Source organism: Microvirga sp. jy35 (assembly GCF_056148915.1).
In genome coordinates this window covers 46,156-60,647 of the sequence record NZ_JBWBEW010000032.1, presented here as the reverse complement: position 1 = coordinate 60,647, position 14,492 = coordinate 46,156, and the positions used below count along the sequence as shown (strand labels likewise).

The window sequence follows — 14,492 nt, the reverse complement described above, 5'->3', positions numbered from 1 at the left end:
AAGCGGCCAAGCGGCTCCAGATTTCAGAACAGGAACTTGCGACAATCACCGGCGGATCCGATCTGAACAACGACGACCCTCCTCTGAAGGGCTCTCCGAATGTCTCTGAAAAGGCGGCTCTCTTTCTCCAGATACATCACTTGCTTGATAGGGTGGCTGGTGGTGATGCAGCCACGACGATTTCTTGGCTGAGAAGCTACAATACAGCTCTGACCGGCTGTCCCATCGAACTGATGCGGTCGAGTGCAGGCCTCAGAGACGTTCTGCGCTATCTAGAAGCCTGCCTTTCCGGTGAACAAAATTTGAAATGATCTACGATAGGGCATCATCAGGATAGAGCAGCTGGCATCCCGTGAACAGGCGGGGACCATGGGGAGCAGGTGATGAAAATGGCTCGGTCATGAAGGAGTAGGAGATGAACGTGCAGACCCGCTTGGAAGCCAATGCGATCCTCGATCGCCTTGTCACCGATGGCTCAACCTTCCCCCGGAAGGACGCCCGTCGCTTGATCGAGCTGATCCCTATTACCCCGCCCTCCCGCTTTGCCTTCAAAGGCATCTTCAATGGGCCTTACTCCAGCATTCGGGGGCACAGTCCTGGCCTCGGTAACGTCGAACTCAAGGAAGAGGCCAAGGAGAAGAAGATCGCACTCAACGTACCGGCCTCGCACAGGATCGGCGGCTATGTGGTGACGCACACGCCCGGTTCGATCAACATCGAGTGATGTGGGCTGAAACCAAGACAGATCAGACGGGATTGAGCTGTCTGCTCGTGTACGACGGCCCGACGAAGGAACCTGAAGAACTGCGCATTGCCGCGCAGAAGTCGCTGTCCCTGCTCTTCCTCACCCTCAACTACGTTTCGTACATCCCCTGGAAGCAGCCTGCGCCGGCGTAGTGGCTTTCACAGAGTGGACTACCCTACTTTCTATGGAGAACTTTGCTTGAGCGACATTTCAGAGCAGATAGGAAAATTGGCTGAGAGCGATCATGAGAACAGCGAGCTGTTCCGTCACGTCATGGGTCGTCTCAATGAGCTTGAAGTCACGAAGGCGACCCTGAAACGGTGGCGCACCCGCTTCGAGTGGTCCAGCTTCCGGCAAGGGCAAGGCAGTGGCTACATGTCCTCAGGTGGCGACGGCCCCCTTCTCCCAGCTTGCCCGCTCTGCGGTCACCTTAAGCCGGGCGCTGGAGCTGAAAGCCACTTCATTGCAGAAGTCATAGGCCACAAACCCGATTGTGAGTTCCGGCAGAAGAGATAGTAGATCTGTTGTAGTTCCCGACTTGGGCCGGAGGAATGAGGCTATTCCACGCTGACTGTTGTGCGACTGGGATCCGCCGTAGGAGGGCAAGGGCGCTCCTTGGGAACGCTCGGTTGGCTTCTGACTGGTCACATGCAGCGGTTGAAAACAGCAGGTTTGTCGTTCGGGACGGCACCGACGGCGGAGCGATCCACCAAACGCCCCTTCAGCACCTGGAATCTGACCCGAGCCGGCGCCGACGCTGATCCTCGAGTACACACGCCACTGGCTGTCCAGCCTTGCTCCGAACGTTGAAGCGGCGGATCCAGCGCGCAGGATCCCAGACCGGCGGTCACAGCCTTGGCGGCGATCACGAGCCGTTGGGGGTTGTTTGGGTCACCGCATGCCGTTCCGGGCTGAACCCACTCACCAAAGGGAGTTTCCGAGACTGGGATCGCTTGAGACCGTTGCACGGCCTGTTCGACGCTCCTGTCCCAAATGTCATCCGGCGGAAGATTGTTGGCGACTTTGAAGTCGGTCAGGGCAGAGCGGGAGGCCAAGCCCCAAACCCCATCGCCTGTTTTGCGATAGTACCCGAGCTCAAAGAGCCGGGCCTGGATCTGCAAGGAGTCCCCTGGATTGAGCGGGTGAAGCGAGGCTCCATTGCCGGCGGCAAGGGGGATGAAGAGCCCAGCCTCATCCTGCTCGGGATCGGCCGGTACGTACGCTGCAGGGGCTGTCGGGTAGCGGTCGTCAAAGACCGCCAGCTGCGTCCTCAGATCCCATCGGTCATCCGCGCCGAGCCCGTTGCGGATCTTGAAATCCCGGAGGGCAATCCGCGACCGCTTTCCCCACACCCCATCGACGAGCCCATGGAAGAAGGCCCGCTCCTGAAGGCGGCGCTGAACCTGTGAGGCGGCGTCCAGGTCGGTCAGGTCAAGGACCTGGGGCCTCATCTCCGGCTCAGTGGGTCGCCATACCGGCGGAAGCCCGGCAATTCTGGTTTCCACAGGCTGCGTGGGACCGGCTGTCGCTGGCTCCGGCGCCCGTGCACTGGGATCGTAGTAACAGGCATCCGGCTCTGCAGATACCCACGGCTTTGACAGCTCTGGCTCGGCCTTCGTTGCGGCCTGCTGGGGCTCGGGTCCCGCGCCAAACTGCTTCACAGCGATGCTAAGGGCTTCAGCCTTCTGGAAGCTCAGGAACTCTGCCTCACCCGGGGCCGCGCTGGTGATAAATACGATGGCCTCGTCCGTCAGGCCAAGGGTGTTCAGGTACGCGCCGACGAGGGCATTTCCGGAACCCGTCTCTTGCTTCATGCCGTTTCTGAACATCCAGGCAGCGTGGACGGCATTCTTTGCCCGGGGTCCTGCCCACCGTGTTTTGCCCCCCAGCCATGCCAGCGCACAGGCAGAGGCACACAGCCTGTTGTCTAGCACAAGCGTGCCAAACCCCTTCCGTCGGATAGCCTTGCCGATTTCAATCCCGGCAACCAGGTTGCCACCGACACTGTCGAACACCACTACAGCGTCCTTCAGGCGTAGCACCTTATCGGTGAAGGCCTCCTCGTCCCGGAAATTGAGTTCGCCCGCGACTGAAACAATCGTGAGCTCCTTTTCCGAGATGACCTTAATGTCAGCGGCTTGGGCGGATGCACAGGCCACCAGGATCACGCCCGCAATGGTACTGCCCCTCAGCCCCTTCATCGTTCCAGTCCCACAACACGCCGCTACCAAATGTATCGCGAATTGCAATGAGAGGTCATTCCACAATAGGTAGGCTCGCGCTGGGCTTCCAGGCTACTCCACCCAGCTGTTTTGGTCAGAGCCCAAAGGTTAGGGCGTAGGAGAACGAGCGACGGGAGGGTATTGCGACCTCTTCAAGAGAATGCCGATTCGCGATCAGGCCGGGCTGATCGATTAGACGCCCTGCACTGGGTTCGGAGGCTCCCCTGATACCCGGCCTTGCGTACACATCTGCCTGACTGAGTGAGCCTCTCTCGGCTTCCCGGCTCAGAAACGTATGCCCGGAGCTCGCCATGACATCACCGCTCCAGGCGTACTTCCCGCCCCTGTGGTACGCCAGCGCCGCAACAGCCTGTGGGGACCACGTGCGCCACCATCGGCAAGTTGTCCGAGTCAGTGCTTCGCCTTGCCTCGACAAGGGCGGTCACGCCTCTTTCTGGAGCAAGAGCTGGTCGAGTTGATCGTTGCGAGCGCACCGGCCGATCTCGATCCGATCGAATGAACCGAAATTTTTCAAAGCCAGACTGGATCAAAGGGAGGTTGCCTATTTAGACTCGATGCCAAGCGCTTTGATTATCTTGCCCCATCGTTGGTTTTCACTGGTGACAAACGCTTGAAGCTCCTCAGAAGTGGATGAGACCGGAGTGTTGCCCAGCTGGATCATGCGTTCCTGGTAGGCTCCAGATGCAACTGCTTTCACCATCGCCCTGTTCAAGGTTCGAATGATTTCGTCGGCGGTTCCGGCTGGAGCGAAGGCTGCGAACCAGCTATCGCCGACAAGGTCTTTATAGCCGAGTTCCACGAATGTCGGGATATCGGGAAGTTGCTGAGGGCGCTCGGCGCTGAGAGACGCCAAGACACGGTAGCGTCCCTCCTTGTGGTTTGGCGTGGCGTCGGCAACGGAGGCGATATAGCTATCGAGGTTCCCTCCCAGGATATCGGACAGGATCGGGGCCGCTCCGCCATAGGGGATGGGTGTCAACTTGATCCCGAGCGCAGCATCCATCATTCCGCCGATAATGTGCGGAACGGTACCTGCGCCCAGCGTTCCCAAGTCCACGCCATCAGGGCTAGCATTCGCATAGGTAATGAATTCCTTCACGTCCTTTGCCGGGAAATCATTCTTTACGACAAATACGAAGGGTACCCGAGCCAACAATGAAATCGGCGCGAAGTCTTCGAGTTTGTAGCGGATGTTCTTGATTGTATGGGGGTTGGTTGAGAAGGTTGTTGCCGCCGTCACGAGGAGCGTATGTCCATCCTTCTGCGCCCTGGCGACAGCCTCCGTTCCGACGACCGTGCCGGCGCCGGGACGATTCTCCACCACGACATTCTGACCCAAGTCTTTGGACATCTGGTCTGCAATGATCCGTGCGGCTACGTCCGTCGGACCGCCCGCTGCATACGGAACGACAATGGTGATGACTCGATCCGGGTATGCACCTGCCGATCCTGCGGCTGCTGAAGCAAGAGCCAGGATGGCACTGGTGATGAACGCGAGTGCTTTACCCTTATGCATGATTGGACCTCCCTTTGCGAAGCGCAAGGTATCGTTTCCTCCAAGCTAGCATCCCAGCCAGTATGTGGAAAGATGTCTCGTTGGATAAAGCTCACACATTGGGAAAGAACGAGAATGATGGTTTAAATGGCGAGGAAGACATATAAAACCCTGGAACGTGACCTGATATTCTTACCGAGCTCTACAACCGATCAACCGCCACATACCGAAAGGTACGCGGTCCGGGCGCGCGCCCTGCGCCTTGAGAAACTTCGCACGCCTTGCACCTGCCATGGCGCCTCCTGACTGGCCAATGCGAGCGCATAGACACCAACCGCTGAACGAAAGGACGATGCGCAGATTGGCTCGTGCGATACCGGGCCAAGGGTGAGGGAAACTGATTCAGCTTGATTTAATCGAAGATACTGATCAGTATGTCATCCACCCCGCTACCGATAGTGATGCGGGAGCTTAGTAATTCTTTCCGCAGCCTTGAGTGATTTGGCTGGCTAAGGCAGGTCCAGAACTCTGCATACGGGAGCGGGGCAACCGAGCGGGCAATCCATCCTGCAAGGAGCACGGAGGGGCGATCGGACGATGGCTCTAAGAAAAGCCAGCGACTTCTTTTCAGGGATATGCTTCTTTTTAACGGGTATTGGAGCCGTCCTCTTATCGAAGGACTATCCTTTCGGCACACTCCGGTCGCTCGGGCCAGGCTTCTTTCCTCTCGCGCTCGGCTGCTTGCTGGCGTTCATCGGAGCGATCCTGACGATCCGGTCCTTTTTCGGCGAGATCGTATCCATGACGATCCCGCGAATTAGAGTAGCGGCGATGATCCTGGGCGGCTCGCTGCTGTTCGGCCTATTGATCCGCCCCGCTGGACTGGTCATTTCCATAGTCGCCATGGTTCTTGCTGGCGCTGCGGCGAGCACAGAGCTCAGTGTTGCGAAGGCTATAATCACCGCCCTCATCTTGGCGGCAGGCAGTGCGGTCATCTTTGTCTACGCGCTCGGCTTGTCGCTTCCGATTGTTGGCGCCTTGTACTCGGGCCGGTAGGAAATGGATCTCTTCACGAACCTACAAACCGGCTTCGGGGTAGCTGCATCGCCGAGCAACTTGCTCTACTGCTTCATCGGCTGTGTACTGGGGACCTTCATCGGGGTCCTGCCGGGTCTCGGCCCATCGGCGACGATCGCTATGCTGCTGCCGATTACCTTCAGCATGGATCCAACGGCATCGCTCATTATGTTGGCCGGCATCTACTATGGCGCCCAGTACGGCGGATCGACTACCGCCATCCTCGTCAATCTGCCGGGAGAAGCCTCATCCGTCGTGACGGCGCTGGACGGCCACCAGATGGCCCGCAAGGGACAGGCGGGATTGGCGCTCAGCACCGCTGCTATCGGATCGTTCGTCGCGGGAACGATCGCGACGATGGTGATTGCTCTGTTTGCGCCAGCTCTTGCAAGTATTGCGCTGAAATTTGGAGCAGCGGACTACTTTTCCGTCATGATCCTCGGTTTGCTTGCATCTATTGTGCTCGCGCAAGGATCGTTGCTGAAGGCTCTTGCAATGATCGTCCTTGGCCTCCTGGCGGGATTAGTCGGAACCGACATCAACTCGGGCGTCAACCGGTTCACGTTCGATCTGCTGGAGTTGTCCGATGGGATCGACATCGTCGCCGCAGCCATGGGGGTTTTCGGACTGGCAGAAATCATCGACAATCTCAGCAATCCCGAGAAGAGATCGACCTATACCGGAGCTATCACCAATCTCCTGCCGACAAGGTCGCAGCTTGTGCGAATTATCGGGCCGGTTCTTCGAGGTACAGGAATCGGTGCCGCACTGGGGGTGCTGCCCGGCGGAGGCGCGCTCCTCTCGTCGTTTGCGTCTTATGCAGTCGAAAAGCGCATCTCCAAGGAACCGGAGCGCTTCGGTACGGGAGCAATCGAGGGAATTGCAGGTCCCGAGTCAGCGAACAATGCGGGCTCACAGACATCCTTCATCCCCATGCTAACGCTCGGCATTCCATCGAACGTCGTCATGGCTCTCATGATAGGTGCGATGATCATCCACGGCGTTCAGCCCGGCCCGGCAGTCATTCGCGAGCAGCCCAACCTATTCTGGGGGCTAATCGCGTCGATGTGGCTTGGCAATCTCATGCTGCTCGTGCTCAACCTTCCATTGGTGGGCGTGTGGGTCAGGCTGCTGAGCATACCCTACAAGCTGCTATTTCCAGCCATCATGGTTTTCACCGCCATTGGCGTTTTCAGCCTCAACAACAGCAATTTCGATATCTACGTCATGGTTTTCTTCGGGCTGTTGGGATATTTCCTGCGCGTTTTAGATTGCGAGCCGGCCCCGTTCTTCCTGGCGCTCGTTCTCAGTCCTATGATCGAGCAGTATTTTAGCCGGGCTCTCATGATGTCTCGGGGCGATCTCATGACTTTTGTTGAACGTCCCATCAGCGGAACGTTGCTGGCATCTGCAGCGATTTTGCTGATCCTAGCAGCCCTGCCTTCAATTCGCAGGAAACGGGATGAAGCCCTCAAGGAGTGAGGCCAGCCGACATGGAGATAAACCGCGGTCGTTCCTGCCATGCCTCATTGGTGAACATCCCCGTGGCCGTATCTATTGTGGACTTCGACAGCAGCTCGGTATTCGTGGGAAAGCAGAAGGAAGCGTTCCATGGAAGACGTAAGAAGCCCACCTGAAGCCTATCTCGACCCCGAGATGAAACTGTTTCTTCAGGAATCATCCCAAGCTGCAGCACGTTATGTCAACACGTTCGATGCCCCGATCATGGAAGCGCGCGAAGCCATTGAACTAGCGCAACGGCCGTTTGCGGCAGGCGGCCCACAGATGGCGTCCATCGATGAGCGATGGATACAGATCGGCGGACGACGTATTCTTGCTCGCCATTATCGCCCGACGGCCGAGCCTAATCTGCCGGTCATCGTCTTCTTTCACGGCGGAGGCTGGACTTGGAACAGCATAGATACGCATGACCGGGTCGCGCGCGAATATGCAGCTCGCACAGGGTTCTCGGTGGTCGCTCCGGATTACGCAATGGCTCCGGAGTACCCATTCCCGACGCCCCTCAACGAGTGTGTTCAGGTCATTCAATGGCTGAGTTCGCGTGGACACGAGTGGGGCGTCGACGGAGCTCGGCTGGCAGTGTCGGGAGACTCTGCGGGTGCTAACCTCGCCCTTGCGGCCTGCATGATGCTGCGCAATACCGATTCGATGCCGCGTGCAGCCCTGTTGAACTACGGTGCCTATGACCAATCCTACGATCGGCAGTCATACGTCTGGATCGGAGACAGCTCGCTCTCGCCACAAACATGGAAAATAAAATGGTTCTGGCGCAACTATTTGCAATCGGACTCGTCGGAGGATTGGCGCGCCGTTCCCCTAAAAGGCTCATTCGAGAATTTGCCTCCGCTCAGGCTCCAGGTAGGTCAGCTCGACGTGTTGCGGGATGAGAACCTTGAACTTGCCCGTGCTGCTAAGGAGCAGGGTGTTGACGCTGAATGTATCGTGTACCCCGGAGTGACACATGGCTTCCTGCGCGCGGCCGGACGTGTGTCAACCGCGGACCGCGCGCTGCAGGAGGGCTCCGAGTGGCTGTATGCCAAATTAAATTGAGATCCTCGCCGGTCTTGCAAACGCGTTCGTAGCCCAGCGCCTTGTGCAGAGTAGAAGCCTGCAACGGTATCGTTAAGGCGCCCCAAAGTCGGCGACAACCCCGATAGCTCACGGAGCAGCCAATGGGTGACTTGCGTTGCCACTACAGAAGCACCGCCAGCGCGTACGAGCCATGTCAAAACGGATGCGGCTGAGAGCCCTCCTTTCTCTCGAAACCGTTTGAAGCTATTTGCGTTGTTCAAGATCCACGACGATCTTCTGGTCTTGAACGGAGAAGGTATAGATCCGGGAGTTCAGCTGGCCATTCGGCTCGAATGTTGCATTGCCAAAGATCGTGCCCTTGAAGCTTCCTCCACGGATCCGCTTAGCAAGTGGCTCCTTGTCGAGGGTCTTCAACTCGTTCGCTGCCATGGCCCAAACTTCCAACGCAAAGGCTCCCACCGCCATGAACTTGTCGGGAGTATAGTTGAACATTTCTTTCGTCTTCGCCACGAACTTCCTGTTCACTTCATTCGAGGCGAAAGGCTCCACGTCAGGAAAGTAGATATCCGTTCCCATCAGGCCGTTGGCAGCATCGCCGGCAACGGAGATTACGCTTGGCGCAACAGTGCCCAACGCCGCGAGAAGCTGACCCGGCAGTCGGATCTGGCGTGATTGACGGATAAGAGCCGGCATCCCCAGACCTTCATTGGCATTGATCGCAACAGTCACGTCCGGATTGGCGGCTTTAACGTTGGTCAGAGCCACCCGGAAGTCTGCCTGCGCGAAGGGAAACTTCTCCTCTGCCACCTTTTCGTATGCGTATCCAAGTCGCTTCAACTCAGCTTCGATGGAGGCCTGAGTACCATTCCCGTACGCGTCGTTCTGCGTCAGAAATGCGACTCGTTTCGCCTTCAGCTTGTCGGCAATGACGGCGGCAACGGCAGCTCCACCTTGGGAGTTCGACGCGTTGAGCCGAACCGCGAGAGGATTCCCTTCACCAGAGAGAATGGCATCGGCGCTGGCGAACGCCGTAATATCGAGGATTCCTGCCCGGCTGATAACCGGCTGCATGGCCAGCGCGACAGGGCTGTTCCACCCTTCGATGATCACCGAAACCCCCTGAGTGAGCAGTTCATTCGCTCGGGAGACGCCAATGGCCGGAGTTGACTCGTCGTCTCGGCTCAGGATTTCGATGGGTCTGCCCATGACGCCACCGGCGTCGTTGATGATAGCCGCCATGGCCTGAATTGCTTGTGTCACATGCTGACCTTGAGGGCCTGCTCCGCCGCTCAGCGGCAGGATTACCCCTACCTTGACCGGGTCTTGTTGAGCATGGGCGCCAACTCCAGCCAGTGAGCTGAACGCAAGCAACGCAAGTGCCTTCAGAGTTGTCTTCATCACTTCCTCCCTGGAATTCCGTTGCTGGACCAACTCAGTCTTTCGAGAGCACCTTCCATAGCCCTTGCAGGGACGCGACAGCGCGGTCGCCGACGGCCAGTGTCCCGCGCATGAACAGGATCGAGCGCGTGCGTCGAACGACCTCGGCTTTAACGGTGATGAATTCACCTGCAGTGGCTGGAGCGATGAAGTGGGTATCGAGCTGGATCGTCGCCTGCGGTAAGCCGCCTGTGACCTCACGGGCCGTCAGTCCGAGCGCCTGATCGGCAAAGGCCATCAGCATGCCACCATGCACCACGCCTCGTCTGTTGAGATGCCTGTCCTCTGCAAGGAAGCCGAAAGTGAGGCTCTCTCCCTCACCCTGCTGCCACAGCGGGCCAACCACCACCATGAAGCCTGGCTCGTCATCTCGGGGGACCCAACCCTCCCGAACAGGATCGAAGACACCAGGCGGCACGGGCGCAGGAGGTTTGGAAGGCATGCTGTTCATCCGTCGCTCCTAGTGTAATGCCCCAGATCCTGTCGACTGCCGTCACGAATCCGAAGACGGAACCTTGATCCGCCTGATGTCCTCTTCACTCATTCCGAGTTCCCGCGCGAGAACATCGCTGGTGTGCTCGCCAAGCCGCGGAGGGGCTTTCGGCGGCCGCACAGGCGTACCCGAGAGACGCAGAGGCGAGGCAGTCAACCGCACGGTTCCATGCCGTTCATCCGGCACTTCAACGACGATCTCACGCTCCGCCACTTCCGGACTGGAGAAGACCTCGGAGACCTTTCGGACTTGACCCGCGGGGACCCCGGCGAATTTCAGAAGTACAATCCATTCCGCCGTGCCGCGTGTGAGGAATACCTCTGCAAGGGCCGGGATGAGAGTTCCCCGGTTCAGAGCGCGGTCGCGGTTCCTCTGGTATCGCTCGTCGGCCCAGAGCTCCGGGCGTTCGAGGACTTGAAGGCACATATTCCTGAATTGAAGGTCGTTGCCGACCGCAAGCGCCAGGACTCCGTCGGCCGTATCAAAGAGCTGGTACGGCACGACGGTCGCGTGGGCGTTGCCGTAGCGCTTGGGCTCGCTGCCTGTCGCTAGATATCCGGTGCCGACATTCGCCAGGAGCGCGACAGCGGAATCGAACAGCGATACGTCGATGAGCTGCCCCTGTCCGGTCTTCGCGCGCGCAAGAAGCGCGGCTAGGATTGCCTGCGTGGCATTCATACCGGTAATGATGTCGGTAATCGCTATACCATGCTTCATCGGTGAGCCGTCGGGTTCGCCGGTGATCGCCATGAGGCCGCTCTCGGCTTGGATTGCGAAATCATAACCGGCTTCGTCAGCGCGAGAGCCGGTGCGGCCATACCCGGAAATAGAACAGTAGATCAGGCGCGGGTTGATGGCGGAGAGCTGCTCGTATCCTAAACCGAAGCGCTCGAGCGTCCCTTTTCGGAAGTTTTCCACCAGCACATCTGCTTTCTCCGCAAGACGACGCACGATAGCTTGGCCCTCGGGACCTTTCATGTCGATCGCGACGGACTGCTTTGAGCGATTGCAACATAGGAAGTAGGTGGACTCACCGTCGATCTCGGGCGGCATCCAGCCTCGCGTGTCGTCTCCTTTGGTGGGCTCCTCGATCTTCCACACATCGGCGCCGAGGTCGGCGAGCGTTTGTGTGCACCATGGACCCGCAAGCACCCGTGACAGATCCAGAACCTTCACTCCCTGCAGGGCAAGCATACGACGCTCCTACTCGGCGGCAATCATATGAAGGCCGGGCCCGAGATGGGCGGCGCCGTCAATCTGGATGAGCTGGCCTGTCATGAGGCGCCCTGCCGGGCTGGCTAGGTAGGCGACGAGCTCCGCCACCTCCTCCACCGAGGTGGGAATGCCCATGGGCGTTGCCTCCACGAGCCGTTCGAGCATGGGACGCGCGGCCTCCCCGGCGAGCCCTTCGGTTACGACTGTACCGGGCGCGATACAGTTGAGCCTGATCCCGTCCTTTGCCCACTCCAATGCGAGAGAACGCGTCATGCCGAGCACCCCAGCGCGGGCCGCAATGGAGTGGGCAAGTCCCATGGAGCCACGATCGACTCCCGAGAGTGAAATGCTCGCTACACTGCCACGGCTGGCTTTGAGGTAAGGATAGGCAGCCTTTGTGACCGTGAAGACTGCGTTCAAGTTGAGATCGATGACGGCATCCCAGCCCTTGCGGCTGATTTCCGCAGCCGGGGCGAAGAATTGTCCGCCCGCATTGTTCACGAGAAGATCGATGCCCCGGCTCTCGCCTGCCTCGCGGACAAGAGCCTCGACAGCGTCCGTCTCCCGCACATTGCAAGGCTTGTAGGTGAACGCGCCCGCCATGCCGTTCGCAAGAGTCGCGGTCTCCTCGAGCATCTCTGCGCGACGGCCCGTTCCGAATACATGCATGCCGAGTTGCACGAGCCGCAGCACAATGGCACGGCCGATGCCTGAGCCCGCGCCGGACACGAAGGCGGAGCGGTTCGCGAAAAGCCCCTCGCGGAGCACGGAGGCATAATAAGGATCGTTGAAGGAGGCTGAGGACATGGTGATGCTCCGGGTCAATCGGCTCGGCGGCTGCCGCCGAGCGTTGGGGCTGGCGAACGGTTGATACGTTCGCCGTCGAACAGGGCAGGAAAGCTGGGAACGTGCTCGCCGCTGGCAAGCCGTCCGCTTACTGCGCCTTCGCGCAGGTTGCGGATCATCTCCACCGCATTCATGGGATCGCGCACGGAACCTGCCGGAATGGCGAGTTCGTTCATGACGGAGAGCACGGCCTCGCGGCTGTGCTGCGAGGTCCAGGCGCTCACCTGCCGGTCGAACTCCTCCGCCCGGGCGAGACGCTCACCTGCGGGCGCATCGCTTCCCCCCACGACAGCTTTCAGTTTCGCCCAATAGGGGTCGAGGCCGCCATAGATGTAGACGTAGCCGTCCTGGCACGGATAGATCCCCGAGGGAGCCGAGGCGCGGTCGCGGTTGCCGGTGCCGGGTGCAGGCGTGCCGCCCTCGGACACCAGAAGGGCTGCGGGCCCGACCAGCATGGCGGCCGCGATTTCCATCATGGAGATGTCGATGATGCAGCCCTCCGTACGGTTCGTCTCCACCAGGGCCATGGCGGTGGAAAGAGCAGCGTAGAGGCCTGAGAAAAAATCGGCGGGCCAGCTCGTGGAGATGCGCGGACTTCCATCCTCGGCGCCGTTGAGCCACGCGAAGCCGCTCTCGCATTGAGCAATGGTGTCCATGCACGTCCGGTCGTCCTGCTGGCCGTAGCCGGACACGAGAGTGGCAATCAGGCGCGGAAACCGGCGGCGAATGGAGGCCGCATCCAACTCGAGCCGCCTCAAGGCTCCCGGCGCGAGGTTGCAGACGAGCGCATCTGCATCGCTCAGAAGATGGAACAGCTTGGCCCGATCCGCCTCCTGGCGTGTGTCGATGACGAGGCTTTCCTTCGACGTGTTGAAGCTGCGTGTGTAGACGCTGCCGAACGCGGTCCCTGGAAGCCCGCGCGAGCCGTCGCCAGCAGGGGCTTCGATCTTGATGACCTCGGCGCCGAAGTCCGCCAGGAGCTGCGCCGCGGTTGGTCCAGCGATGAACTGCGACAACTCGATGACGCGTTTACCTTGAAGCGGACGCGGCGCTGCCATGATGTCTACTCCGTAATCACGCGTTTGGCCTTGTGAACGGTGCGCGGCAGAGAACCCGCCGGCAGCACCTCGACCACGAAGCGGACTTGCAGGCGCTCGCGCAGCCGATAAGAAAGCTTCTCGCCCAAATCCGCGGGCGCGTCGTCCGTGCGCTCGACGCGCAGCTTCACGCCGGTGAGAAAACCAGTCTTCGGATCCTTCACGGAATCGTCGATGACGAGAACGTATTCGTTGGTCGTGCCCGGAAAGGCGCGCACGATATCCTCGACGGCGCTCGGAAACAGGTTGACGCCCCGAACGATCAGCATGTCGTCCGCACGGCCCAGAACGCCGCCTTTCAGCGTCGCGTGGGTGCGTCCGTCCGGTGTCGGCGTGCGGTCACGGACGACCACGTCGCCGGTCCACCAGCGCACGAGCGGGCAGGCTTCCTTGTCGAGGTGAGTGAGCACGAGCACGCCGCGCTGGCCGTCCTCGACCGGTTCCAGAGTATCGGGATCGAGGATCTCCACATAGATGAAGTCCTCGGCGATCTGCGGTCCGAGTTGCAGGGCCGTGTCCCAGCCGATGGGCTGGCATTCCAGCGCGCCATAGCAGTCGAACATCTTCGCGCCCCAAAGGCGCTCCAGGCGCTCGCGGGTGCCTGGGATGCTCGCACCGGGCTCGCCGCCCACGCACACCATACTGACCGTGGAAGCCGCGAGATCGACGCCCATCTCTTCGGCCGCTTCCGCCACATGGGCCATGAACGAAGGCGTGCCGATGACGCACTTCGTGCCGTATTCCTTGATGGTTTCGATCTGCCGCTTGGTATCCACCGAGCCGCCGGGGATCACGAGCGCCCCGACATGCTGCGCGGCGAGCGTCGCGCCTAAACCGCCGACGAACCAGGAATAGTTGAACATGCACTGGAATACGTCGCCAGCGCGCAGCCCCTGGGCGTAGAGATAGCGGGCATAGAGATCGGCCCAGCGCTCGATATCCCGCTTCGACCACAGCACCGGCGATGGGCGGCCGGTCGTGCCGGACGAGAAATGCACGCGCACCGCCTCGTTCAGTTCTACAGCGCGCATGGTCCCAAAGGGCGGGTCCTCCTGAAGGCCTGCCACGTATTCGGCCTTGCGGGTGATTGGCAGGCGGCGCAGATCCTCGAAGCTCTTAAAATCCCCCGCCGAGAATCCAGCCTGCTTGAAAGCCTTCTGGTAATAAGCGCTTTTAGCCTCGACCCGGGCAAGCTGCTTCTTCAGGGCGCCGAGCTGGAATTCCTCGATCTGGTCCCGGGACCATGCCTCGACGGGATCCCAGATATTATTGGAATAAGGTCGGGTCATTT

15 protein-coding genes are annotated in these 14,492 nt (G+C 59.8%); 7 read left to right on the top strand and 8 right to left on the bottom strand.

The features are described from left to right. From AC0QTX_RS20010 to AC0QTX_RS19995, 4 genes are all read left to right on the top strand, one after another. Positions 1-311 (top strand): MbcA/ParS/Xre antitoxin family protein (locus AC0QTX_RS20010; protein WP_474605580.1); only part of this gene is annotated, 311 nt, incomplete at its 5' end. Positions 312-415: 104 nt separating this feature from the next. Next, positions 416-724 (top strand): hypothetical protein, encoded by a 309-nt coding sequence (locus AC0QTX_RS20005; protein ID WP_474605579.1) that lies wholly within the window; start codon positions 416-418, stop codon positions 722-724. A gap of 32 nt (positions 725-756) precedes the next feature. Continuing rightward, on the top strand, positions 757-897 hold the full coding sequence (locus tag AC0QTX_RS20000) for a hypothetical protein (RefSeq protein ID WP_474605578.1): 141 nt from the start codon (positions 757-759) through the stop codon (positions 895-897). 46 nt (positions 898-943) lie between these two features. Further along, a complete protein-coding gene (locus tag AC0QTX_RS19995; protein ID WP_474605577.1) occupies positions 944-1,261 on the top strand; it encodes a hypothetical protein in 318 nt (105 codons plus the stop codon). 128 nt (positions 1,262-1,389) lie between these two features. Here AC0QTX_RS19995 and AC0QTX_RS19990 read toward each other — a convergent pair whose 3' ends face one another. Next, a complete protein-coding gene (locus AC0QTX_RS19990) occupies positions 1,390-2,913 on the bottom strand; it encodes a peptidoglycan-binding protein (protein WP_474605576.1) in 1,524 nt (507 codons plus the stop codon). Positions 2,914-3,529: 616 nt separating this feature from the next. Further along, on the bottom strand, positions 3,530-4,504 hold the full coding sequence (locus AC0QTX_RS19985; protein ID WP_474605575.1) for a Bug family tripartite tricarboxylate transporter substrate binding protein: 975 nt from the start codon (positions 4,502-4,504) through the stop codon (positions 3,530-3,532). Between the two features lie 576 nt (positions 4,505-5,080). On the opposite strand from AC0QTX_RS19985, the gene AC0QTX_RS19980 reads away from it, so the two are divergent. From AC0QTX_RS19980 to AC0QTX_RS19970, 3 genes are all read left to right on the top strand, one after another. Then, complete coding sequence (locus AC0QTX_RS19980) at positions 5,081-5,539, top strand: tripartite tricarboxylate transporter TctB family protein (protein WP_474605574.1); 459 nt, start codon at positions 5,081-5,083, stop codon at positions 5,537-5,539. 3 nt (positions 5,540-5,542) lie between these two features. Continuing rightward, positions 5,543-7,042 carry a tripartite tricarboxylate transporter permease gene (locus tag AC0QTX_RS19975; RefSeq protein ID WP_474605573.1) on the top strand — a complete coding sequence of 500 codons (1,500 nt, stop codon included), beginning with the start codon at positions 5,543-5,545 and terminating at the stop codon, positions 7,040-7,042. Between the two features lie 129 nt (positions 7,043-7,171). Further along, complete coding sequence (locus tag AC0QTX_RS19970; protein WP_474605572.1) at positions 7,172-8,131, top strand: alpha/beta hydrolase; 960 nt, start codon at positions 7,172-7,174, stop codon at positions 8,129-8,131. Positions 8,132-8,356: 225 nt separating this feature from the next. On the opposite strand, the gene AC0QTX_RS19965 is transcribed toward AC0QTX_RS19970, so the two are convergent. The 6 genes from AC0QTX_RS19965 to AC0QTX_RS19940 are packed head-to-tail and all read right to left on the bottom strand — an operon-like array spanning position 8,357 to position 14,490. Next, positions 8,357-9,511, bottom strand: coding sequence for an ABC transporter substrate-binding protein (locus AC0QTX_RS19965; RefSeq protein WP_474605571.1), 1,155 nt, complete (start codon positions 9,509-9,511; stop codon positions 8,357-8,359). A 34-nt stretch (positions 9,512-9,545) separates the two neighbouring features. Continuing rightward, complete coding sequence (locus AC0QTX_RS19960; protein ID WP_474605570.1) at positions 9,546-10,001, bottom strand: PaaI family thioesterase; 456 nt, start codon at positions 9,999-10,001, stop codon at positions 9,546-9,548. Between the two features lie 42 nt (positions 10,002-10,043). Then, positions 10,044-11,237: a CaiB/BaiF CoA transferase family protein gene (locus AC0QTX_RS19955; protein WP_474605569.1), complete on the bottom strand. Its 1,194-nt coding sequence runs from the start codon at positions 11,235-11,237 to the stop codon at positions 10,044-10,046. A gap of 9 nt (positions 11,238-11,246) precedes the next feature. Beyond that, a complete protein-coding gene (locus AC0QTX_RS19950) occupies positions 11,247-12,065 on the bottom strand; it encodes an SDR family NAD(P)-dependent oxidoreductase (protein ID WP_474605568.1) in 819 nt (272 codons plus the stop codon). A 14-nt stretch (positions 12,066-12,079) separates the two neighbouring features. Further along, positions 12,080-13,162 (bottom strand): CoA transferase, encoded by a 1,083-nt coding sequence (locus tag AC0QTX_RS19945; RefSeq protein ID WP_474605567.1) that lies wholly within the window; start codon positions 13,160-13,162, stop codon positions 12,080-12,082. A gap of 5 nt (positions 13,163-13,167) precedes the next feature. Beyond that, positions 13,168-14,490: a phenylacetate--CoA ligase family protein gene (locus tag AC0QTX_RS19940; protein ID WP_474605566.1), complete on the bottom strand. Its 1,323-nt coding sequence runs from the start codon at positions 14,488-14,490 to the stop codon at positions 13,168-13,170. Positions 14,491-14,492: the final 2 nt, after the last annotated feature.

Coding starts and splice junctions, on each gene's coding strand:
- AC0QTX_RS20005 (WP_474605579.1), top strand. CDS start 416: ATGAACGTGCAGACCCGCTTGGAAGCCAATGCGATCCTCGATCGCCTT.
- AC0QTX_RS19985 (WP_474605575.1), bottom strand. CDS start 4,504: ATGCATAAGGGTAAAGCACTCGCGTTCATCACCAGTGCCATCCTGGCT.
- AC0QTX_RS19980 (WP_474605574.1), top strand. CDS start 5,081: ATGGCTCTAAGAAAAGCCAGCGACTTCTTTTCAGGGATATGCTTCTTT.
- AC0QTX_RS19975 (WP_474605573.1), top strand. CDS start 5,543: ATGGATCTCTTCACGAACCTACAAACCGGCTTCGGGGTAGCTGCATCG.
- AC0QTX_RS19970 (WP_474605572.1), top strand. CDS start 7,172: ATGGAAGACGTAAGAAGCCCACCTGAAGCCTATCTCGACCCCGAGATG.
- AC0QTX_RS19965 (WP_474605571.1), bottom strand. CDS start 9,511: ATGAAGACAACTCTGAAGGCACTTGCGTTGCTTGCGTTCAGCTCACTG.
- AC0QTX_RS19960 (WP_474605570.1), bottom strand. CDS start 10,001: ATGAACAGCATGCCTTCCAAACCTCCTGCGCCCGTGCCGCCTGGTGTC.
- AC0QTX_RS19955 (WP_474605569.1), bottom strand. CDS start 11,237: ATGCTTGCCCTGCAGGGAGTGAAGGTTCTGGATCTGTCACGGGTGCTT.
- AC0QTX_RS19950 (WP_474605568.1), bottom strand. CDS start 12,065: ATGTCCTCAGCCTCCTTCAACGATCCTTATTATGCCTCCGTGCTCCGC.
- AC0QTX_RS19945 (WP_474605567.1), bottom strand. CDS start 13,162: ATGGCAGCGCCGCGTCCGCTTCAAGGTAAACGCGTCATCGAGTTGTCG.
- AC0QTX_RS19940 (WP_474605566.1), bottom strand. CDS start 14,490: ATGACCCGACCTTATTCCAATAATATCTGGGATCCCGTCGAGGCATGG.